Here is a 20720-nt window from a genome sequence, read left to right on the forward strand (position 1 = left end):
TAGCCAACATGGAGGATTTAAAGATTGCTTACCGCTCAGTATCAAACGTCATTTTAGTCTTATCATAACCTTTAAGGTTAAATTCTGATTCAACAACATCTGACAACCCTAGTATAGGTAGATAAATAGTAGCGTTATTAGATTGCGTGGTTTTATCAAATAATTCAGCTGATAACTGGTCATTTGCTGGATTTAACACACCATCCACTCTTTGCGTAAAACTATAGGTTGCTATCTGGCTATTAAACTTAATTTTTATGTCGCAACTAGGCGTGCATTTAACCTGCTCGGGCGCAAAGATGGTAAATCTTTTAGATACAGTGCCCGCTGCCATTTTTTGTTTTTCTAAATTAATCCATGATCGCTGTTTAAGGTTTGGATATTTCGGAACAGTATATGTGTTAGTGGCATCTATTCTAGCGGATAATAAAAAAACACCACTTTCATTATTTACACTACCATACTTCCAGTTACCATCGCCTTGTTGAGGGAAGGTACTGCCTGCGCCAATTGTCCCGCCATTACCGTTATCTACCTTTGGCGGCAAACTATCAAATTCACCGCAACTACTTAGCGCTAATGCCAAGCAAACCGCCACCAGTTTTTTCATTACTAAATACTCGATAAAGTTTTATTTGTTCAACTTTAACCGATTGGTGCGGTTTGAGCAATACAATCAAACATCAATCTCTACATAAGTTAAATTAGGTGCTTGCGCTACAATCTGCCCATCACGAATAAAGACTTTTGATTGCAGCTCGTAAGCCGCATTTGATTGCACAATCGTATTACCGCCACCTTGCATGGTGACGGTATAGTTTGAGCCTTGTCTATCAATGACAGTCGCTAACTGCTTAGCGCCCTGCTCAGTGACGTTTTTGAATAGCTGCCATAAGTTGCCACTAGCCATTAGACGACCTCCTTGTCAAAGTGCCTTTCAACGTCGATAGACTGGTCAATCTCTAATGCTCGATTGCTTGATAGACGACCAGTGATAGTCGTGCCTCTAACCATGCCAACCCATTGTTCTCCATCATTAACACCGATTAGGGTAGATGGTTTTAACACGCCAATATCAGCAACTAGCGGCATTGAGATACCGATGTTACCAATATCGCCTGTGTCGCTTAATATCATATTCCCACGACTAATAGCAGCTAATTGGTCGGTCATTAAGTCGCTTGTGACCATTGGCGGCTGATAACCTCCGCTTGTGCCTCTGCGCTTAATTAGACCGCCAAAGCTAGTATCATGCTCACCGTACAATAACACACCATTATAAGCGGGCTTATTGACACGTCCACGGCTGCGACTTGTGATTAATGATTGCGTCAAGTTAATGCTAGGCGTTTGCGCTGCCCACTCCCAACTTGGTATTGGATAATGTGCGAGTACGTGCAATATATCAGCACTCATATCAGCATTGATAAATCCACCTGCTGCCTCTGCTATCCATTGCAAGCTATTGATAGGTGTTTTGCCTGTATAGCTGTAAGTGTTTGCTGGTACGTTCCAACCGTTGACCCCTACTAATTGCCAATCAAGTGTAAAGCCTGAAGGGATGCCATTTCTATTTAATTCATCTTCGGCGATCTGTCTTGCACTCATACCTGTGTCGTACTTAAACCCTCTTTGTACTGCATAAGGATGTGCAAGCAATATAGCGCGTGACTTACCTTTGATAGTCAGTGAGCTTTCACCGAACGAGATGCTGTCGTCGCATGAGTCTAAGATAAATCGCCATAGATTGCCGTTACACGTAAATTCAACACCTATCTGCTGCTCACGCGCAGTATCGACTTTTGATAGCTCTGACAGTGGTACAGTCGCACTAAATGACCATGCGTAACTATTGCTATCAATACCCACGCTAAAGCCTAGTAGCTTAATATCACGCCCATCATCTGAGCGCACTAATGACACACTGTTTGTCACAAATATAACTCCTTGACTATAATCGGTATTAGGCGGCTCGCCGTGCTTTTTGGTTGATAGTTTAATGCTTGAATAAACAGCAATCGGATTGCTATCGATTGTTATCTGTACATCATTAGCGGTGTTTTTAGGTGAGCATAAAACCACATCAAGCGGTAACGGCGGCGCTAATAATTGCTCTTGCAGTATGATAGTAAATGATAGTGGTGGCGGTTTATAATCAGTCTTCTTTGTTCTCCACGGCGGTATCTTTGCCGTTTCAATCAATACCGAATAACGATACCCTGCAAGCTTGCCATAGTCGCTGCTATTGCGGCGCATGATTGCATCAAGATAGCTGTATTCACCTTGAATCTTACGCTCAGTTTGACGCGCAAGCATTGCCTCAAAGCTGTAATAGTTGCTATGACCAACAAGACTAGCTGATTCACTTAGTAGTGATTTTTGATGACCTATTAGCTCACTATACTCGCTTTTATGAGCACTGCTATCACCGATAAGCGTTGCATCTTCAAAAAGTAGTTGAGCATCAGCAACCAGTTTTACATTAGCTTCAAACTGTGACTGGTTATCTGTACCAATCAGTTTTGATTGCTGAAACTCAAAATCAGTTTCTTGCGTTAACTTTTTGTTGCTCTCAAACTGCCCTTGCTTATCTATACCTTGTAATCTTGATTGCTGTAAGTCACTTGATACGCTATACATCGCGCCCCTAAACACGTTAGGGTCATAGGATAGGGCCATATCTGACGTTACGCTGATAGTTGAATCAATGCCAATTTCAACCACAAATCGCTCAATATCAAGCGATATTGCGGATTCGACACTGACAACACTATCAATCGTTAAGTATTCAGTTTCGGGAATAGCACTAGATAAAGACAGCTCACCGCTAACAATGACCGCCGCATCAATACTTAATAATACGCGCTTGCTGTCATCGCCACTAGGTCGGCATAAAACAACATCAAGCGGCGGCTGTGGTAACGCTAATTGCTCTAGCAGCGTTATTGTCGTAGTGAGAGGCGGCGGCTCATACCGCTCTGGTGTATAATCTATAACACTCAAAGCTACGCTGCTATCAACAACTACTGTAGTATCTATTGACAGTAACGCTGTATCTGGTATTGCAACAGCTAAAGCTATATCGCTATAGACAGTAATACTGCTATCAATCGTCACAAGTGCATTTTCAGCATTTGGCGCACAAAGAACCACATCGATCGGCTCAGTTGTCAGCGCCAACTGTTGCGATAAGATGACATCAAGCGATAAATCAGGCGGTGTATAAGTCATGTTTATCACTCGTTAAATAAGGCAGCTCTCTCATCAGCGATCAACACACGATTGTAAAACCGCATATCTTGCAAAACCCCTACAAACGCCGCAGACGTAGCACCCCGCTGACCAATATATAAAATTTGATTTGAAAAATCACCTGTGCTATCTGCATTTTCTGTAGTCGAAAAACTAGATACTAACTGATTGTTGATATATATCTTTTGCTCCTCTGATGCAAGTTTATCTCGGTCTACTGTAATAATTACGTGCTGCCATACATCGTTTATACTTAAAGGACTTATGACTGTGTTATATCCAGAGCCTAATTGAGTTGCGTATAATTCGCCAGATTTATTGACGTTGGTAAATGCGGCAAAGGTGTTATTAGCGCCGTTAAAGTCAGGTGATGACTCATAAATAACCCCAAGCGCACTTTGACTGGTTTTAATCCAAAAACTTACTGTTAGCTTGTTAGTGCCGATAGGTAGAAAACTAGGGGTTCTGACGCAGCCATCAGTAAAATCTATCGCTTGAGTGCCAGCTTTACGCCCAGTGACAAATGCTGTGCTGCCAGTCCTTACGCCATCCAATCCTTTGGCCGACTTATCTAAAACATCGCCGTTAAAGTCGTAATGTAGTATTGTGTCCGTTGGTATAACGACATTGTAACTATAAACACCATGCGTTATTGGTTCGCAGCCATCTGCGACATAAGTAATGCCGCAATTTAGGTTTGAGGTATGATTATATTCCCACTCGCCAAGCGCGTTTGGTATCGCCTTGCCAATACAGTTGCCGCTCGCCCAATCAAACAGTAAAACATAGTCAACAGGCTCACCATTAAATCGCTTAGCCTTTCCGCTAATCTGTGCCATGCTAAATCCTCACTTTCAATGACTGTATGCCGACATAGCCGCCTTGATAAATCTTATCTTTGGTAAGTGTAATCTCACTAGCAGCATAAGTAGCTACGACTGCGCCTGTGCTATCCAATAGCTTTGCGGACGTTGGTATGCCTGACACAGCCGCTAACACTTCGGGCGGTGTTTTAAATGTCATAACCCCTGCCGTTATACCAAGCTCGATAGGATTTGTCATGATAAGCTCAACTGCAACATCAACACCGACATAAATATCGAGCTTTGCATTAGCACCTACATTTAGCTTGTTTGCTAAGCCTTGCAGCATAGCGTTTTTAGCATCATCACCTAATATCACGATTAAACCCTCTCTCTATCAATGTTGGCATGATAACCAATCGTAAAGTCGTAGTTGTCTGAGCTGCTACCTTGATGCTGCTGGATAGCGTTACCAATCCAAACTGGATATTTAGCCGCTGCGGTGTTGATACGCACCACATTATTAGCCGACCAACCCGTACCCCACGCGCCAACTGGTATTGTAAAGTAGGGCTGTGAGGTCATTGGGTTAATAGGCGCTGTAAATGATGTGGTTGAGCCTGTGCCAATTTGACCGACTGTTTGACCGATAATGTTAAACGCTGTTGCACTGGTAAACACTAGCGCCCAACGTTCTTCAATCGCATCACGATTAGTCACGACAATCGGGTTATTGGTAATTTGTAGCTGCGATGTTGTAGCATCACCGATTAGCGTGTCGCTCCACACACTACTCCATGATTTTTGACCAAACACGTTAAACGCCCTTGCTTGCATATCTCCAGCTAACAGCATTGAGCTAAAGACCGCTGCTGTGCTGTAGTCATGCGTGATAGGCGTTGATAGCGTGACACGACCTGATATATCTGCCTCAATCACTAGCGCAATATCCATGATGCGATATTTAGCAGTCAATGGCGCTGTGTAAAACGACATATCAAACATGCCGTTGAGCGTCAATGTACCTGCATCAAGGTCGATATCAAGATAATCAAAGCTAACTTTCAACCCATTAGCATCAACCACGTTTACATCACTCAGTCGCTCAAAGCCTAAATCAAACGTGTCATTAGGCGCATTAGTCGGTAGTTGCATCGTCTTAAGCTCAGTAATCGCAATACTGTCACCTTTACGCACAAATGGCACACGACCATCCGTCGGCAAGCGCACTGGATCAAGTCCGATAAGCTCTTTATCAAGCGGTAAGTAGCTGTAAGCAATCGCGTTATAGCGAATTGAGTCTGGCTTAACGTATATCGGTTTATTGATATAGTTTGTGCTGCCATCCATATAAATATTTGCCGCGTCATACCAACTCTCATTTACGATGCCAGGATTAGCTGTAACGCCTAGCTTCTCGTAAAAATATAGCGCTACAACACCCGCTTTAAAATCAACCGTACCATGAGCGTACTTACTGCCAGTAATGCCGCCTTGTGCATCAGTCGATAATGACAATATCGTACCGTCTGCAAGCTCAGCACTGATTTGTAATGACGCTTTTTTAAGCGGCGCAACAGGTGTTCTGAAAATAATGTTAGCGAGTGGAACAGGATCATTTTCGCGCAACATTGATTTAAGGCTAGCTGTATTTGCAACCCCTGCTTGCCATGTTGTCAGCGCGATAACTCCTGAATTAATGTCAATCGTACCGACTACGGTTGCGCCATTTTTTACGCTGCCATTATTATCACGTAAGCTCTGACTAAGCACATCAATAAACACCGAACCATTTACTACTGGCGTGTCTGACGCTTGCGGCGGCGCTATAAGCAACTTATCAGCCTTTATACCTACTGTCGCTGATTCGGTCGTACCGCCAACCGTTGCAATACCACTGACGTTTGCTGTTTCGATAAATAACAACTCGTCGATAGTTTTGGTAGAAAACAACGGGCTTTTATTTATACCGCCAACCATAACCACGTCAGTAACTGTTTTCTTGCGAGCAACTTTGATAGAAAAATCTACTTTACCTGTTGCTTTATTGACACTACTGCTTACTAGCGTTGGTTGCCAGTCATCGCCTGAGCTACTTGCGTAAGGAAACCAAGACATTGCGGTAGCATCAATAACTGTGTTACCTGCATACTGTGGCGAGCTTTGATAACTTGGATAATAAACACGTTCTACAACCAGCTTGGTGCCACTTTGCTCTACTCCAAAACTAATCATAACTTGAGGGCTTTGCTTATCACTAAGCGTAACTCTAAAATCCAAACTCTCAATAGCGCTTGCAAGATCAATACTACCTGTGAAAACACCGTTGGCATTTTGCGGTGAATAATTGGCATTTATCGCTGTAGTCATTGAATCCAGCACTTTGTTATAAGTCACAGTAAATACCGTATCTTTCGCGACCGTCTCTTTTGGTGCAATACGTAATTCATTGGCATCAAACGTGCCCGTTGCATCACCAGTGATAACGCCGTTATTCATAGTCGCTGTTTTGCCGGTTGCCCATGTAATGGTTATATTGCCAACCACTTTATCAGTAAGAATTGCCGAGTGATAAGCTGGCAATAATGCTTGAGCGCCATACTTAACCGTGTCTAAATCCACGCCGAATGAGTAAATGATATAGCTAGCAGCATCAGGTATTGCGGCAGTCGTAAGTAGTACCGTTTTACCTTGCACTGTACCGCGACCATTGCCGTCATCATCAATCAGATTGCCGCGCCCGTCATCGTGTACGAGATAGTTGTTACCATCTACTGTGTATGTGATTTTAAGGCTGTTAGGCACCGGCTCAGCACCCAGCTCGCGAACATAGTTATAACCTGCGTTGTCACCAACGATTTGATAATCAGTTTGTGCCACACGGGTAAACTCACTTGCAGGTTTATAGCTGCCTGTTACCGTTGTTTGCCCAAGATTTAAGACGCTATACCATGTGATCTGACCAACGCCATATTTTATAGACGCATACGCCAAGCCAGTGCTATCGATTAGCTGTCCATCACGATCAGTTAGCGAGCGACCGCCTACTGCAATACTAAGCGTACCGACTGCGATACCACTTGGTAAGCTAAAGGCTGTGTTAGTTGTGACATTAACCGACTGATTGATAGCAATCACCCCATCACCACGCGCTTGTGTTGCCACTTGATTAGCCGGGTCACGCTGCAAAATTGGCGTCTCAACCTGTGTACTTGGCACAACTTGCGTATAGATAGAATTTAAGCGAACCTGACGCGATTGCATAGCCACTACTGGCTCAGCCAATCTTGACGCGCTGTAATACTTAGCAGCATCAGCAATACGAGCTTCACGTAAGATTGCGCGCCTGTTTGTACTAGCATTTTGATAAAACTCAGGTACAGTTAATCCGTTAAAAGTTTTTGTCAGCGTGTCGCCAAATTCAATAGTCGCTATGATGCGTGTCACTGTCTCGCTAACAGTTCGTTGAAAACGGCGCTCGATTGTGTCAACCTTAAGCGGACGGATATACTGATAATATTCATCGGACTGCCCTTCGTTTTGCACAATCACAAGTGGTTGTCCGACTGCTGGTATCTGATCGCCTTTATCAAGCGAGACTTGGATAACGCGCTGCCCTGTAAGCTGCGTTTCTAGCAAATGCCCTGCCCACTTTGAGCCAAACGCTAGATATGATTCAATTTTGTTCTGAGCATCCACTCGTCTATCCGCAAAACTGCTCGCTTTAAATGCAAATACGCTAATATTTGGGTTCTCTGGAAGCTCAGTAAACAGCATTCGCACTGCTTGCAACAATTCAGCATTAGCCGTCTTTACGCCTAGCGATACTTTACGCAAGCGCACACGACCAATTAAGCGGTCAATATCCGATACATCAGGGAATAAGTTATTTGATACACCATCAATGACGGCAATGCCAGTAGGCAATCCGCCGCCGTCAGGCGTGTCAGCCATAATCTCGGACTTTAGTATCTCTAAATCGTTTTGAGTAATCGTTCCCATGGTGTCATCCGTCAAATTTTAGGCATTAAAAAACCCACTACGATGAGTGGGCTGTGTTTGCGCTGATTATTGTTATGTTCTGGGTATCTCTAAAAACTTAAGTGTCACAATAAATAGGTCGTCCAGTGACGGACTAATAAACTCTTTGACGGGCTTTGCATTGATAGCCTCGCCTGTCGTGTCAAACATGACTTTTACGCGCTTAACCATGCCATCAGCTCGATAGTCTAACCAAAAGGTCGCGCCTAACTTGTCACGTTCAGCTTTGAGCGCATTGACCGTGCTACGTGTGAGAAATCCCATATCACTAGGCGCTTGCATAGTGTACGGTCTGCCAGCCTTACGTATTGATTGCTCAACAATCATAGTACCGTCTAATGCGTACTTAGTGCTTGATGCCACTGATGACCACTCGTGCTCATCAGTGGGGTATAGCTCATCGTCAAGCTCAATAACCGCATTAGTTGCTACATTAGTAAGCTTGGTTTCCATGAGTTATCCTTAAGGTTTAGGGGATTTAATTATATTGATAATTCGGCCATAACCATCTAGCAGGCTGCCATCTGACTGCTCTTGGTCTTGTACGATATGCGCTGTGCCACCGAACGATAACTCACCAATTTCTTCGTTGATAAACTGCATTGAGTTATCAACTGTTGGGCTGTAACTATACAATTCAAACGACATTGGGTCGCCACCAAACGCATCAACACCTTTGAAAAATACATAGTATTCAGCATTATCGGGCATTGAAAAGAACTCAGATACGGTGATTTCACCTTCTGTATAGCTAGCCTTAAGAGGTGTTGTAAATGATGTAACGTCTTTAAAGGTAATCACACCATAGTCAGCATCTAGCGTGTAGTTAGTACCCTCAACTAGAGTGGCGGGAACGCCTGTGCTATCAGTGATGATTAGCGCCGATACATTGACACCATTTAGCTTAATCGATTCACCTGCTAAAGCTGTGGCGATTACTTCATCTACAACGGTATTAGTGCCCTTAGTAATTAGCTCGGCACCAAATGCCAGTGCGACATCGGCAGGGACAAGTTCGTTAGTGGTTGCGCTCATTTCAACAGTGCGACCAGTGGTTAATGTTTTAACATCTGCCTTTTTACCAGACTTAGTTTCTTTGATTTTAATACTTTCAGTAGATACACTTAGCTCCACTGAGGTTTGGTTGCCCAATTCGCGGATAGTAGTGCGTTTACCATCTACAATACGCGCAATCATTAGCGAGCCTTGCAGCGATTTAAAATGTTCATTTCTTTTTGCAGCCATGAGATATACCTCTTAATTAGATTGTACGTAAAATTTCAAACATGAATGGGAAGTAAGCAAAGCTGCTATCGCTGCCATTGGTGACTGGACACGCTGTCTTAGTAAATCGGGTATAGCCTTTTAATTCTGGGTTAAAGCCCATCATGCAATCGTGTAGCTGCACAAGGAATGGGTCAGCCAAAGCTCTAATACTCTGAGTGTCGGTAGATTGCGACTCAGTATCATTAACCTTTAAAACCACAAGCCACTGGTCATACTGGATTGATTTAACCCTGTTATCACGCCCTACTTGCTCGCTAAAGCGTTCGCCATACCAAATGATACTGACAGACGGCGCATTGTTGCGATTATCAAGCATGGACTCAATGCTAAAAGGTGTATCAACATCGATCAGCCCCGTGACATTGTTTTTTATGTTATCGACCAGTACCGGCTCAACAGCAAAATACTCTAAGGTGCTCATACGACCATAGCTCCTGATCTGAAACTGGTGTCGTAAAAATCACCCGTTCTGTCAATCTTATTACCGTCATCGTCGATTAAAGCTAATTTGCCCGCTGCTATTTTATCGAGCCATAAAACAAGGTTTTTGTAGTCCTCATTCACATCATCAGGACGCTTGTTTTTAAATAGCTTGTAGCGAGCAACTAAAGCCGTAGCATCTTTTAACGAGCTTGGAATAGCCGCTAGTGGCAAGTAGTCGGACACATAGCTGTTGATGTATCGCGTGGCATCAGCTATGCGCGTAGCAGTCGCATCAGGGTCTTTAATGTTACGTTCAAGACCTGCGATGTCGTCTTCGCCGTATCTATTTACTAAATCGTCTCTAGTAATCATTATTTCACCCTATATGTTATTGCCTGACGCATTTGACCGGTATCAATTAGCGGCTTACTTGAACCCTTGCGAGCGATAGTAGATGCAGCCAATGCCGTGAATTGAGCCGTGACCATATATTTCTGTATATCAGCCACAGCCATAACACCGATTGTTTGCCACGTATTATTGAGCGATTGCCTACGCCTGATAATGGGCGTTATCTGTCTGCCAGCATACGCAAGATACTTTTTGCGATTGGCTTTCAATGATGGCTCGATAAACGGACGTTTTGGCACACCTAACCCTAGCTCATGAATAGCAGCCAAGTCTTTTAGTGCAATCGGTCTTGCTGCCCTACTTGTGATTGATGGCCTGTGCATAGCGCCATCAAGATAACCAACCTCAACTTTACTGGTAAAATTTCTAGCCGTTGAGCGTATGCGGTCAAGCAAGCCATTATCACGCTGCGTTACCGATGTGCTAATCATTTGATTGCTTTGGCATCAGCCTTGTTTTCAGGCTTTGCCACCTTGTCATTAGCTTTAGGTGCTGGCGTCAAATCAGGATTAACCACGGTTTTAGTTGCAGCTTTATCAACCACAAGGGCGCCGTTTGCGAATAGTTTAGCGCCAACGCCGTTTGCTTTGATTTTAGCCACTTGGTCATCTGCAAGCTCGATAGCTACGCCTTTTTTAAAGGCAATGTCTGCTACCGTGTAACTGTCATGCGCGCCCACGTATTTAATCTTTATCATTTTTAGCATCCTCTATTGCTTGAGCGATAACCAAAAGCTCGGGCTTATTGTCAGACTCGGCGAACTCACCGCCGTTCTCAATTATGTATGCTTCAAGTTCTTCAACTTTCATTTTTGATAATGGTTTAGTGTTATCGTCATTTTCAGACTTACTTTCAACAATTGAGCCATCATCTAAAAAAGCTTTTCCAAAGTAATCATCTTTTAATGCTTTAACTTGCTCATCGGTCAATTCAGTCTCAACGCCTTTAACTAATAGAACACCCGTTACTTTCATTGAGCTGTTACTGCCTTGATATGTAAATTTACTCATTGCTCTATCCTCAAATTTTGGACAATAAAAAAGCGCCTAATAGACGCTTAAATATCGTTTTAGTTAGACGCTCTTGGTATCGTAATAACGCATAGAGTCGACACGTTTTAGCCATACACCCTGATAGATGTATGAGCCTGGTACGAATACATCTAAGCCTTTTGGTTGCGCTGGCTCAAACGATAGCTCTTGCGGAATGCGCATCTCAATGCAGTTCGGATCACGATTATATGAAACGATACGGTCAGCACCGGCGGCACCCATACCTTTACCACGACGATTAGCTGTGATTTCAATAGTACGACCTTCAAGCGCTGCTTCATTATTCTCACGAATGTACTTGATCAATGGTGTCTCATTGGTGCTTGATACAGTACGACCAGCTAGTGTGCGAGCGACAGACGTTGGCAATACCAATGTATTGATAGATACATCGTTATCAAACGCCGCAGCATCAGCGTCATCATAGATAATGGTGTTAAACAAATCTAAGATAGTAGCAACGGGTGCAGTAGCAAAGTCGATAGTGCGAGTATCAACAGCAACACCATCTTGATTAAAAAAGCCTTTAACACCTGTTGATGCTTCACCAACCCAAGCAACCTTACTCATGTGGCGTTCAAACGCCATTTGTGCTGCTGCAATCTTATCAGCTTGTAGCGAGATACCCATTGCCATAGCGGTAGCAATCTCGTGGATAGAGTATTGATAACCGATAGTACCAATTTTGGTAGGCAGGGATACTTCATCATACAAGACTTCAGCAAGCGGAATATCCATGCCTGTGCCGCTAAACGCCTTACCTTCACCCACACCTTGCTTGCGCGCTAAGCTGTGCGATGTACCAACCACAGCATTAATATTGTTATTAACTGGAATATATTTCGCATACTCCATCAATTCAGACATTTGCGGGGTCATGCCGTTGATCTGCTCAACCTGCACCATCAAACGTGCGAATGATTCAAGATTAAAAGCGTCACCAACCTTGGCACGAATATGATCTGCTACTGGTGTTAATCGCAGCATCATTTGTTGTAATTTATCCATTCTTTAAGCTCCCAAGATTTCAATAACGGTTAAGTTTTGGCTGCCTACCGATAGACCACCAAAGCGGACGCCGCCGATAGCGGTAGTTGTGGCGGTAATCTGTCCGGTAGCATCTGCACCGACAACGGTTGTTAGGTCAGTAATCTTGACAACAGATGGCGACCAAATTTTACCGCGCACCATAACTGGCACAACATCGCCTTTCTTATAGCTGTCAATCATGCCGTTTAATACGACAATGCCGACATAACCAGCGCCTACGTTTTGTACCGTGGTGCAGCCTTTTTTGTCAGCCGTTAGGTAAACCACTGAGCCGTCTTTGACCGTATAAGATGGGTCAACCAACAATGGCAAACTCAATACCTCTTCAGGCATTGATTTAACGCGCATACCGGCTACTGCAATAGCGTCATCGCCTTTTAGTAATGGTGTCATTATTTATCCCCTTTCCACATATTTGATTTATCGAATGGCTTTTCTTTGTCAGCATCGCCTACGTTTGTATTGTTTAAGCCGTTAAGCGCGCTATCAGCAGCAATGACTTGCTTAGTGTCAGCAGTGGCTAACAGTGCCTTAAATGCGGTATCAATGGCTGATTGCTCAGCATCGGCTACGCTGTCACCAACAATAGCTTTAACCAGATTGTCATCAGCTTTAGCGGTGATAACATCACGGCGGATCTGTTCGCTTGACTTGCCATCAGTGACAATCTTATCGTTTAGCTTTTTAGCGTTGTCGATAGTAGCAACGCGGTCAGCGACCAATGCTTCGACCTGTTCAGGTGTGGTCTGCTTAGCTGTCAACTCGACGTTGGTATCAGCTAATGCTTTGTTATCGCCTACCAATTTATCAATAGTCGCTTGAGTAGCTGTCAGCTCAGATAAGCTAAATGCTTGGTCGCCCACTTTCAGTTCACTACCTTTTAGCGCATCAAGCTCTTGGCTTTGCGCTGTAATTGCTTGAGCAAGCGTAGTGTTATCGCCCACATCAAACTCTAAGTTACCGATTTTTACCTTCATACCTTTCTCCGTTGAATCATTTACAGTTTTTTTATCGCCTATTTTGCAGTCATCGCCGCATCTGCCCTCACGGACAACAGCAACATGATCTGCGACCATGCCTACCCATTGCCCGTGATATGCCTGTCCTGTCTCAGTAGTGCCGGCTGTCATATCTAATTCAGCGGCATACCCTAAAGATATTTGTTTAACGTCCTCATATTCGATGGACTCAATCGCCCACTTATCCTTGATGGTTAAATCCGCTATAAGATAGCCGTTATCAGCTCGCACGTTTTTAGCCGTACCGATTACATGGTCTTTGTAGTTGTCACTGTTTAGCTGATTGCCTTTTGGGTGCATCATGACCACATCGGATGCGGTAAAGCCATCAATGACCGGCTGACCAAACAGCACATCAGGCGGCGTGTAGATATTGATAATATCGGTCGGCTCAAAACCATCAACAATGCCAAGCTCACCTGCGTAATACTCTTTAACCATTGGCTTTGCGAGCGTTACGTCTTTACAGATTAAAAACCCTTGCGGCGTGCGTATGCGGCTTGTTGGCTTTAAGTCGATGACTTGATTAATGCGTATTTTCATAATTAACGCCCATAAAAAAGCCGCCCATTAAGGCGGCTCGTTATCGTTTTCGCTAGCTAACTTCTCGTCACTAGCTTTGATTTTTCTATCCATGTGCAGTAGCAGACGCTCAGCGAGTAGTAGCAGAATTAACCTCATTGGCTTGTACCTCAGAAATCATCTTATCGACAGTGGCTTTTATCTCGTCCCATTCGTCAATATCTATGGAAAAGTTATCATACTCATCTACTGGACTCTCAAAAACCAATCTTAGGCTGTTAGAAATAGAAACTTTAGTTAAGCCCACTACTTTTGATTTATCTTCCATAACTTACTCCATCAAGAAATCCAAATCAGGAATAGCAGTACATCGGCATTGAATAGGTTGTCCAGGGTGTCCGTCCATCGTTGGTGTATCCCATGCGATTCTGTCACCATCCCACCGATTATGTCTGTCTCTCACGCGCTCATCATGGCTCGTTGACCAAAAGTAATGAGTAATACCTAGCGATTGCTGTCTAATTTGTGACAGTCGACTATTAATCTTGCCTAACTGGTCACGCGCTATCAGCTTAGCCCTATTCTTTGTCACGCCCTCAATTTTAAGCAGCTCATCAGCTAGAGTGGTGTTAAGCGTACCAGCTTGCAGACTTGCCATGACAGCCTGTTCAACCCTATCAAGATACTGCTGTGGTATAGAGTTAATCAGCGCTATGTTAGCCGCTACCGCCTCATCAACAGCCTCTTGCAGTACCTCATCACTCATTAAGCCGCTAAAGTCGATACCTGTTTTACTAAGTATCATTGCGCTTAATTGACCGTCTGACTGTTGACCTTGCTTGCTCACCACTGTTTGAGCCAGTGCGCTAGCAATGCCTGACACTTTAGCTTTGACCGTATTAGCTGTCTTGCTAAATGCGGTCTTAAAGTCACTGAATAAGCTATCAATGACTTGTCGTCTGCTATCACCGATATTAGGCGTGTCAATTAACGGCATGAGCGCCTTGACTGTTTCAGTGTGTATATCATCAACGATTACGAGCAAAGCCCTTGTATAGTCAAGCTCTAGCTTACGTGAGACATAAACAGGACGCGCTTTAGCCTTACGTCCTCGTTTACGCTTACTCTGTTGCTGTATTAGCGGCTTTAACTGGTTTAACATCGTCTAGCTCCGCATTAAAATTAAGACCGCTTAGAAGCGTGATATGCTCGTCATCAATAACCGTGTAAGTATCTTGCTCGACTAGCTGTTTTGCTACATGAGCCTCGGTGATAATGCCATTCTCAAGATACCTAATATCACGCTCAGCGTTGTTCTTCTCAATCTCGCTAAGTGTTTTCTCGTCAATCTGCCACAGTGGGCTAAATATCAAAGTAATATCTTCATTGGGCAGTAGATAACCGCTAATCATATTGAGTAGCTTTTGCAATACTGGTCGCAGATAATCGCGCTGATAACTACCTACTGTGTCGTAGTAGTTTTTTAAGTCATGCTCACCAGTAGCACTAAGCCCAGACGGTGAACGCCCAAACAGTATCGTGTAGGGAATGTCAGCAACACTTGCTAATTGAATAGCAAACTCTTGCATCAAATCAGGTAATCCTGAGAAGTTATAAGACTTGCTTTGGAACTCTTCATTGGAATCAAGTAGCATCGTACCGTTATTACCTTTTAGCATACCGACCAACGCGAACCGCTTTAAGATTGAATCTGAATTCTGTTCAATTTGCGTTGCTAATTCAGGCGTTTTAATAATGTCAATCTTAGCCTCATGCACCAGTGATGCAGCATTAGCATTGACACTAGCAAAGCGTAATAATTCAGCATGTATCTTTTCGATGATGCTCTTGCCATCACTCCACACAATCTCAATAATGCGACTGTAATGAATAATGCCTGCGCTTGTATCGCCTACGCTTTTTTGCAGCTTGTAATAGATAGGCTTATCATAACAACCGCCTGCCTCTGACGCTGGTCGCATATCGTTACCCGCTACCAATTGAGATATAGATAATGTGGTTATATAACTTAAATCACTGGCGTCACGCATTGGCTCACTAAGCGCCTTGTTATCAGCAGTGGCTAATAAGATGTAAGACTTACCATGCAACCGTGATAAGCGCATGGCTTTACTTAAATGCACATCAAGCTTGAGTCTGTCTAGCTCATCAGTCAGCTTTTGCAGCTCTTTACCGGCAATACCACCAAAGTAATAACCCTGACGGAACATATCTTGAACAGGCTTATCAATAATCTTTGATGCGGTACCGTTTGAATCATATAAATTATCAAGCTCAAAAACTGACTTTGGCACATGCCAGGCAAACGTGTCATGACTTGCTTTATCTCTACTGGTGCCGAGTTTGCTCACTAGATTAACCAGTGTGCTATCAGCAATGTTCATTAGTTTATTTAGCATAAAGTTATCTCTTAGCCGATTACGTCGAATACAGATTTTGGCTTTTTAACCATATTGTCAGCAAACACCATCATTACCGCATCAAATCGATTTGGTGATGGTGTACCCTTTGGTTTTTTATTGATCAATATTTTCCCCGCATTTGTTTTTGCGTAGGTTGGCTGTGACAGCTCAGTTGTTAGGGTGGCGAGTTCGATCAGCGTACTATCAATGCTGATAATATCGTCAGGATGAAAAGCCATGCCGTCTTTTACCGCCCTGTGTGTCAACAAGAATCGCTTGCGTAACGCCCATCCCGCTTGTGCTTTAAAGTTATCAAAGGCGTCACTATTTTTCTTACCTAGAATATCCTCAGCTTCAGGCTTATAAATACCAGCAGAACCTCTGAACGGATAGTTAACAACATCTCTTAAGCCTTTGCGTTGCTCGTTCACCACCCTAGCATCACCTCTAGCACCAGCGCCCAGTCCATCAGCATCATACAAAAAGTATTCCGAATGGCTATCAGCGGTTGCCTCGACTGCTTTTTTAGAAGTTTCAAAAATATCTGAACCCTTACCGCTCCACGTTTCTAAGTAGTTGAGCAATACGCCATGACGACCAGCGATAGAGTTTTTATCGATACCCTCATCCGCTACATCAAGCGCCATAATCTTACTGCCGCTGATAGTAATGCCCAGCTTCTTATGGGCATCAATAGCAGACTGGACCCATGCTGACGGTATCAACACGCCCTCAACCGATGCGGAGTAGTCAATATCAATCTCTTGAGCCACTGTTACCTCATCAAGCTCATCTACTTGCTTGTCATACCACGCATCATCTTTGCGTGGATCATCACGCCAATGAAATGTAAAAACGCGAATACGCCCAGCATGGCGACGTATAGCAAATGAATTACTCATACCGTTAGGTGTAGATATATCATTTCGACTGTTGGTAGTAGCAGATAGCGAAGCATCAACTAAATGCGGACGCTCTAAAAAAGCAGCCTCGTCAACAAAGTATAATGACGCCCTATCACCGCGACCGATACCGTCACCCGCCTCACCAGTAATCACACTGCCAGTCTCAGGCAATATAATGCGCTTAAAGGGGCTGTGCTTTTCACGAATCCAGCCGCCTCTAAACTCAGGCGGTAGACCACTTAAAAACATACGACCTTTTTCAAACAGTGCCTTAGGACTGCCAATCAGATCAACGTATTCTTCTTTACGACTACCAACACCTACCGATAAGCCGTTGTTATGCAGCCCTAGCGAGCATGAAAAGCCCATCATGAGCCACGACATACCCATATCGCGTGTCTTCTCCGTAATGGACGGTTTTTGCAACTTCCAACCGTCCATCAGCCAATGAATCCATTCCTCTTGCTTAGGGAATAACAAAAACGGTATGTATGACGGTAAGCCACGCTCAATGTTTCGCGGATCATAAGTCACACCCCAATCGATAATAAATTGCGCTGGATTGTCTTTATAAAATGCCTTGAGTGCAGGTAGTGATTCAGGGTTTTGTCTAATGCGCTGTAGTCGCTCAATGCGCCATTCAAACACCTGTGCATAATCAGGATTTTTAAAATCGAATGCAAAAGGGATAGGCATTATTTACCACCCATAATATCCTGATAAGCTTGGCTTGCTGCTTGAGCGTCACCGTTGAAGTTATTGACTGTTGGCGTCATGCTTTTGTCACTCGACTGATGGTCAAGTTTTTGCTTATTGGTAAACACCTCGCCCATCTCTTTAGCCGCCTGTTCTGCCAAAGCTGCTGCTAACGGTCTATTCTTTGACTTCTCAGCATCACGCGCCATGCGGTCAAGCATATTCAACCGATAAGCTTTATTAGCAATCGGTATTGCCTGAATATCGTTGTTAAAGTCATCACGGAATTGCTTGAATAGGTCCTGCCATTTTTGAGCAAGATTTACACCTGCTGCTTTGTGCGGATCGTATTTCGCCACTTGCTGACGTGTAATAGTAATGCCAAATTCTTGGTTTACAGCCTCTGCTACTTCTGAGGGGGTCATATAGGTAGCAAGCCCTTGTACAATAAAGGTCTTAACCCCATTGTTAAGAGTCGCCATATCTGTCCTTTCGTATCCCTAGGTATACCTAATTAGTATTTTATTTGCGGATCACTATCTTGCAACTCAGCCATTCGTCTAACCGCTTCATCGCCGCCGTATCGTCTGACGACTCCAAAGAACTCCTCAACGTCGTGGCTAGTTATCTCAAGTGCCGGCTTACCGTCTGCTCTAAATGCAGGATCCCCAAACATATCCGTCTTATGTACGATGTGATACAGCTCATGCTCAACCAATGCGGAAAACTCAGCGTCTGTGCAATCACGGCAATAATTAGCATCTAAAGTGATTAGATAATCCGGTACCGCGCCCAGCGTATCTTCAAACCACATTTCTTGACGTGCTTTTTTCCAACCGCCAGCCATCATCATGACCTTTTCGCATTGCCCTAATATTTGTTTGCCTTGTTTGATGTATTCGCCTTGGGCCCATAAAAAAGATATCTCATGAAACTCATAATCAAATAGATGCTGATGGTCATGATTAAACCATTCATGATCAGGATTAAGTATCGTGTCTTTCAGCCATTCATGTATTTCTGGTGCTGCTAGGAACGATGGCATATCATTGGGCGGTACTGGTCTTACTAACATGCTCACCTCCTATCAGCGTGCATAAAAAAGCTCACCGAAGTGAGCCAAGCATTGTTATCAACTAGCATCCTCATCACATGCAAATAAGATGGCGATTGATAACTCATAGTATGTCGCAGTCGTCATCTGCTAGCGGGTGTCTCATTGGCATGTGCTACCAGTGACTAAATCTGGCAGGTATTACGTGGTTGCTTTAATTTAGGCGCATGTCAAAACCTGTGCTTTGCTACATACAAACCTCTACGATTAGCGACAGTGTGTCTCACTGCCAGTCTTAGTTACTTCACTCTGCCCGCTCTGGCTTGGGTGCTTGCTCCCTCGTTAAAGGCTCACCGCAGATATAAAAAACGCCTCGTCCAATCAAGGGAGGCAAACTGGTTAAAATATAGACCTATACCATGTCAAGGTAGCGCTCCAACCTTTATAGTGAAGACGGCAGGATTTGAACCTGTGACTTTAGAATTATGAGTCCTGTCCTCTTACCACTACACCCCCAGTGTAGTGCGCTACCATCTGAGCTATAAGCATTTATTTAATCTCACAAAGCTCAATCTTATCTACAAAGCCCTGGGCTCCGACCACACCTCTATTCGCCCTATCTCGCAAGAAGTTCAGCCAATAATTTTTACCGCTTAGCTTGGTCGCCTCTTGATAATAATCATAGGCTTGTTGGTTGGTCAGCTCACACATAGCAATCCCTGCTAAATCGTAGACGTAAAAAAGCCCGCGTAATTGCGAGCATAAAAAAAGCCACCTTGTTACCAAGATGACTTGTTAATATTTTATTTGCTAATCTCGCTTACGCGAACATTAGTGTTTCGGCTTTATATGTATAGTAGAAAAAAGGCTGTTATTTTTAATCACTACACCTTTGGGGGCTAGTGGCTTAAAGTCTTGATCAAATATCGCCCCGTCTTCTGCAGGGATGACATACTGAGCTATATAATTAGTGCCTTTGTCATCTTGAATATCAGCAAACGAGGCATAGTATTTATTATATTTTCCAGCATCCACTTCGCTTTGAACTGGCTTTATGAATTTACCATGAATTAACTCAAGAGGATTGGTAGAACCATGCTCGCGCGCTATAAACCAATACTTTTCATATGGCACTAAGTTAAGAGCAGAAAGCTCTACCTCAGCCAAATCAATCCAGTTAGCGCATTGCTGCTGGAACATTCTCGAACGTAAATCCGCTCCTTCAAACCAAGCAATAGCCATGTTTGTAGCACGTCTGATCAAATGATCATCAACACTTGCATTACTACCACCATCGCTAAAGTCGATCATCTCTTTAGCAAATTCTAGGGAAAGCTTTTCAACATCCGCCTGATCAAATCTTTTTGTCATTTATTTTTATTCCTAGGATTATATTGTGCCAAAATCAGCATAACCTAAGTTTTGATGCATAACAATATTTCAATATGCGGATATCAAAAAAGCCCTATCGTTAGATAAGGCTTTTAACTATAACTCTACTTCTATTTTCTTAAATTTCGAGTCTCTTAAAAACAAGTCGATAGCGGTATTATATTTCGTCGTCGCTATCACTATTCGTTGCTTGCGTCTGTGGTGAGCCAAACTATCTTTGTAGCTGTTATCAGCTAAACATGCATCGATATTTTCTTTTTTTAGCTTATTAATAATGTCAGCTTGCTTTAAGCAATAGCGCTCAACTATACGTTGGATCATCAAGACCTCATAAATCAGTTGGCTTCACTTACAATTGCCAGTATGAGAAATATAGCATCAACTGTCAGT

At 43.5% G+C, this 20720-nt stretch carries 25 protein-coding genes; all 25 read right to left on the reverse strand.

What is annotated here, in order from left to right:
• Nucleotides 1-28 precede the first annotated feature (28 nt).
• The gene (locus H0262_RS05395; RefSeq protein ID WP_181209972.1) at nucleotides 29-610 is read right to left on the reverse strand and encodes a hypothetical protein; all 582 of its coding nucleotides are present in this window, start codon (nucleotides 608-610) and stop codon (nucleotides 29-31) included.
• A 66-nt stretch (nucleotides 611-676) separates the two neighbouring features.
• A complete protein-coding gene (locus tag H0262_RS05400) occupies nucleotides 677-910 on the reverse strand; it encodes a hypothetical protein (RefSeq protein ID WP_181209973.1) in 234 nt (77 codons plus the stop codon).
• A complete protein-coding gene (locus H0262_RS05405; protein WP_181209974.1) occupies nucleotides 910-3231 on the reverse strand; it encodes a hypothetical protein in 2322 nt (773 codons plus the stop codon). The genes H0262_RS05400 and H0262_RS05405 overlap by 1 nt, the downstream gene beginning before the upstream one ends.
• Before the next feature lie 5 nt (nucleotides 3232-3236).
• Nucleotides 3237-4091 carry a LamG domain-containing protein gene (locus H0262_RS05410; protein ID WP_181209975.1) on the reverse strand — a complete coding sequence of 285 codons (855 nt, stop codon included), beginning with the start codon at nucleotides 4089-4091 and terminating at the stop codon, nucleotides 3237-3239.
• Nucleotide 4092: 1 nt separating this feature from the next.
• Nucleotides 4093-4434 carry a hypothetical protein gene (locus H0262_RS05415; RefSeq protein WP_181209976.1) on the reverse strand — a complete coding sequence of 114 codons (342 nt, stop codon included), beginning with the start codon at nucleotides 4432-4434 and terminating at the stop codon, nucleotides 4093-4095.
• 2 nt (nucleotides 4435-4436) lie between these two features.
• A complete protein-coding gene (locus H0262_RS05420) occupies nucleotides 4437-8057 on the reverse strand; it encodes a hypothetical protein (RefSeq protein ID WP_181209977.1) in 3621 nt (1206 codons plus the stop codon).
• A 72-nt stretch (nucleotides 8058-8129) separates the two neighbouring features.
• Nucleotides 8130-8549, reverse strand: coding sequence for a hypothetical protein (locus tag H0262_RS05425; protein ID WP_181209978.1), 420 nt, complete (start codon nucleotides 8547-8549; stop codon nucleotides 8130-8132).
• A 9-nt stretch (nucleotides 8550-8558) separates the two neighbouring features.
• Nucleotides 8559-9341, reverse strand: a complete 783-nt coding sequence (locus H0262_RS05430; RefSeq protein WP_181209979.1) for a hypothetical protein — start codon at nucleotides 9339-9341, stop codon at nucleotides 8559-8561.
• Nucleotides 9342-9357: 16 nt separating this feature from the next.
• Complete coding sequence (locus H0262_RS05435; protein WP_181209980.1) at nucleotides 9358-9804, reverse strand: hypothetical protein; 447 nt, start codon at nucleotides 9802-9804, stop codon at nucleotides 9358-9360.
• Nucleotides 9801-10178, reverse strand: a complete 378-nt coding sequence (locus tag H0262_RS05440; protein WP_181209981.1) for a phage protein Gp36 family protein — start codon at nucleotides 10176-10178, stop codon at nucleotides 9801-9803. Before H0262_RS05440 ends, H0262_RS05435 begins: the two co-directional genes overlap by 4 nt.
• On the reverse strand, nucleotides 10178-10648 hold the full coding sequence (locus H0262_RS05445; RefSeq protein ID WP_181209982.1) for a hypothetical protein: 471 nt from the start codon (nucleotides 10646-10648) through the stop codon (nucleotides 10178-10180). The genes H0262_RS05440 and H0262_RS05445 overlap by 1 nt, the downstream gene beginning before the upstream one ends.
• Nucleotides 10645-10914, reverse strand: a complete 270-nt coding sequence (locus tag H0262_RS05450) for a hypothetical protein (protein WP_181209983.1) — start codon at nucleotides 10912-10914, stop codon at nucleotides 10645-10647. Before H0262_RS05450 ends, H0262_RS05445 begins: the two co-directional genes overlap by 4 nt.
• Nucleotides 10901-11227, reverse strand: a complete 327-nt coding sequence (locus H0262_RS05455; RefSeq protein WP_181209984.1) for a hypothetical protein — start codon at nucleotides 11225-11227, stop codon at nucleotides 10901-10903. Before H0262_RS05455 ends, H0262_RS05450 begins: the two co-directional genes overlap by 14 nt.
• A gap of 63 nt (nucleotides 11228-11290) precedes the next feature.
• The gene (locus H0262_RS05460; protein ID WP_181209985.1) at nucleotides 11291-12277 is read right to left on the reverse strand and encodes a major capsid family protein; all 987 of its coding nucleotides are present in this window, start codon (nucleotides 12275-12277) and stop codon (nucleotides 11291-11293) included.
• Nucleotides 12278-12280: 3 nt separating this feature from the next.
• Nucleotides 12281-12712, reverse strand: coding sequence for a hypothetical protein (locus tag H0262_RS05465; RefSeq protein ID WP_181209986.1), 432 nt, complete (start codon nucleotides 12710-12712; stop codon nucleotides 12281-12283).
• On the reverse strand, nucleotides 12712-13881 hold the full coding sequence (locus tag H0262_RS05470) for a DUF2213 domain-containing protein (protein WP_181209987.1): 1170 nt from the start codon (nucleotides 13879-13881) through the stop codon (nucleotides 12712-12714). The genes H0262_RS05465 and H0262_RS05470 overlap by 1 nt, the downstream gene beginning before the upstream one ends.
• A 109-nt stretch (nucleotides 13882-13990) precedes the next feature.
• On the reverse strand, nucleotides 13991-14188 hold the full coding sequence (locus H0262_RS05475) for a hypothetical protein (protein ID WP_181209988.1): 198 nt from the start codon (nucleotides 14186-14188) through the stop codon (nucleotides 13991-13993).
• Between the two features lie 3 nt (nucleotides 14189-14191).
• Nucleotides 14192-15022 (reverse strand): phage minor head protein, encoded by an 831-nt coding sequence (locus H0262_RS05480; protein ID WP_181209989.1) that lies wholly within the window; start codon nucleotides 15020-15022, stop codon nucleotides 14192-14194.
• The gene (locus H0262_RS05485; protein ID WP_181209990.1) at nucleotides 14982-16280 is read right to left on the reverse strand and encodes a DUF1073 domain-containing protein; all 1299 of its coding nucleotides are present in this window, start codon (nucleotides 16278-16280) and stop codon (nucleotides 14982-14984) included. The genes H0262_RS05480 and H0262_RS05485 overlap by 41 nt, the downstream gene beginning before the upstream one ends.
• Before the next feature lie 11 nt (nucleotides 16281-16291).
• Complete coding sequence (locus H0262_RS05490) at nucleotides 16292-17884, reverse strand: TerL protein (RefSeq protein ID WP_181209991.1); 1593 nt, start codon at nucleotides 17882-17884, stop codon at nucleotides 16292-16294.
• Nucleotides 17884-18366, reverse strand: a complete 483-nt coding sequence (locus H0262_RS05495) for a DUF2280 domain-containing protein (protein WP_181209992.1) — start codon at nucleotides 18364-18366, stop codon at nucleotides 17884-17886. The genes H0262_RS05490 and H0262_RS05495 overlap by 1 nt, the downstream gene beginning before the upstream one ends.
• Before the next feature lie 32 nt (nucleotides 18367-18398).
• Nucleotides 18399-18959: a putative metallopeptidase gene (locus tag H0262_RS05500; protein ID WP_181209993.1), complete on the reverse strand. Its 561-nt coding sequence runs from the start codon at nucleotides 18957-18959 to the stop codon at nucleotides 18399-18401.
• Between the two features lie 528 nt (nucleotides 18960-19487).
• Nucleotides 19488-19649 carry a hypothetical protein gene (locus H0262_RS05505; protein WP_181209994.1) on the reverse strand — a complete coding sequence of 54 codons (162 nt, stop codon included), beginning with the start codon at nucleotides 19647-19649 and terminating at the stop codon, nucleotides 19488-19490.
• A gap of 120 nt (nucleotides 19650-19769) precedes the next feature.
• Nucleotides 19770-20309, reverse strand: coding sequence for a hypothetical protein (locus tag H0262_RS05510; protein ID WP_181209995.1), 540 nt, complete (start codon nucleotides 20307-20309; stop codon nucleotides 19770-19772).
• A 117-nt stretch (nucleotides 20310-20426) separates the two neighbouring features.
• Complete coding sequence (locus H0262_RS05515; protein WP_181209996.1) at nucleotides 20427-20651, reverse strand: hypothetical protein; 225 nt, start codon at nucleotides 20649-20651, stop codon at nucleotides 20427-20429.
• Between the last annotated feature and the right edge of the window lie 69 nt (nucleotides 20652-20720).

The sequence above is a fragment of the Psychrobacter sp. D2 genome (assembly GCF_013608135.1).
GTDB classification, from domain to species: Bacteria; Pseudomonadota; Gammaproteobacteria; order Pseudomonadales; family Moraxellaceae; genus Psychrobacter; species Psychrobacter cryohalolentis.

Bases quoted from the DNA above. Each gene is read 5' to 3' on its own strand.
- H0262_RS05395 (WP_181209972.1), bottom strand. From the start codon at position 610: ATGAAAAAACTGGTGGCGGTTTGCTTGGCATTAGCGCTAAGTAGTTGC.
- H0262_RS05400 (WP_181209973.1), bottom strand. From the start codon at position 910: ATGGCTAGTGGCAACTTATGGCAGCTATTCAAAAACGTCACTGAGCAG.
- H0262_RS05405 (WP_181209974.1), bottom strand. From the start codon at position 3,231: ATGACTTATACACCGCCTGATTTATCGCTTGATGTCATCTTATCGCAA.
- H0262_RS05410 (WP_181209975.1), bottom strand. From the start codon at position 4,091: ATGGCACAGATTAGCGGAAAGGCTAAGCGATTTAATGGTGAGCCTGTT.
- H0262_RS05420 (WP_181209977.1), bottom strand. From the start codon at position 8,057: ATGGGAACGATTACTCAAAACGATTTAGAGATACTAAAGTCCGAGATT.
- H0262_RS05425 (WP_181209978.1), bottom strand. From the start codon at position 8,549: ATGGAAACCAAGCTTACTAATGTAGCAACTAATGCGGTTATTGAGCTT.
- H0262_RS05430 (WP_181209979.1), bottom strand. From the start codon at position 9,341: ATGGCTGCAAAAAGAAATGAACATTTTAAATCGCTGCAAGGCTCGCTA.
- H0262_RS05435 (WP_181209980.1), bottom strand. From the start codon at position 9,804: ATGAGCACCTTAGAGTATTTTGCTGTTGAGCCGGTACTGGTCGATAAC.
- H0262_RS05440 (WP_181209981.1), bottom strand. From the start codon at position 10,178: ATGATTACTAGAGACGATTTAGTAAATAGATACGGCGAAGACGACATC.
- H0262_RS05445 (WP_181209982.1), bottom strand. From the start codon at position 10,648: ATGATTAGCACATCGGTAACGCAGCGTGATAATGGCTTGCTTGACCGC.
- H0262_RS05450 (WP_181209983.1), bottom strand. From the start codon at position 10,914: ATGATAAAGATTAAATACGTGGGCGCGCATGACAGTTACACGGTAGCA.
- H0262_RS05455 (WP_181209984.1), bottom strand. From the start codon at position 11,227: ATGAGTAAATTTACATATCAAGGCAGTAACAGCTCAATGAAAGTAACG.
- H0262_RS05460 (WP_181209985.1), bottom strand. From the start codon at position 12,277: ATGGATAAATTACAACAAATGATGCTGCGATTAACACCAGTAGCAGAT.
- H0262_RS05465 (WP_181209986.1), bottom strand. From the start codon at position 12,712: ATGACACCATTACTAAAAGGCGATGACGCTATTGCAGTAGCCGGTATG.
- H0262_RS05470 (WP_181209987.1), bottom strand. From the start codon at position 13,881: ATGAAAATACGCATTAATCAAGTCATCGACTTAAAGCCAACAAGCCGC.
- H0262_RS05475 (WP_181209988.1), bottom strand. From the start codon at position 14,188: ATGGAAGATAAATCAAAAGTAGTGGGCTTAACTAAAGTTTCTATTTCT.
- H0262_RS05480 (WP_181209989.1), bottom strand. From the start codon at position 15,022: ATGTTAAACCAGTTAAAGCCGCTAATACAGCAACAGAGTAAGCGTAAA.
- H0262_RS05485 (WP_181209990.1), bottom strand. From the start codon at position 16,280: ATGCTAAATAAACTAATGAACATTGCTGATAGCACACTGGTTAATCTA.
- H0262_RS05490 (WP_181209991.1), bottom strand. From the start codon at position 17,884: ATGCCTATCCCTTTTGCATTCGATTTTAAAAATCCTGATTATGCACAG.
- H0262_RS05495 (WP_181209992.1), bottom strand. From the start codon at position 18,366: ATGGCGACTCTTAACAATGGGGTTAAGACCTTTATTGTACAAGGGCTT.
- H0262_RS05500 (WP_181209993.1), bottom strand. From the start codon at position 18,959: ATGTTAGTAAGACCAGTACCGCCCAATGATATGCCATCGTTCCTAGCA.
- H0262_RS05505 (WP_181209994.1), bottom strand. From the start codon at position 19,649: ATGTGTGAGCTGACCAACCAACAAGCCTATGATTATTATCAAGAGGCG.
- H0262_RS05510 (WP_181209995.1), bottom strand. From the start codon at position 20,309: ATGACAAAAAGATTTGATCAGGCGGATGTTGAAAAGCTTTCCCTAGAA.
- H0262_RS05515 (WP_181209996.1), bottom strand. From the start codon at position 20,651: ATGATCCAACGTATAGTTGAGCGCTATTGCTTAAAGCAAGCTGACATT.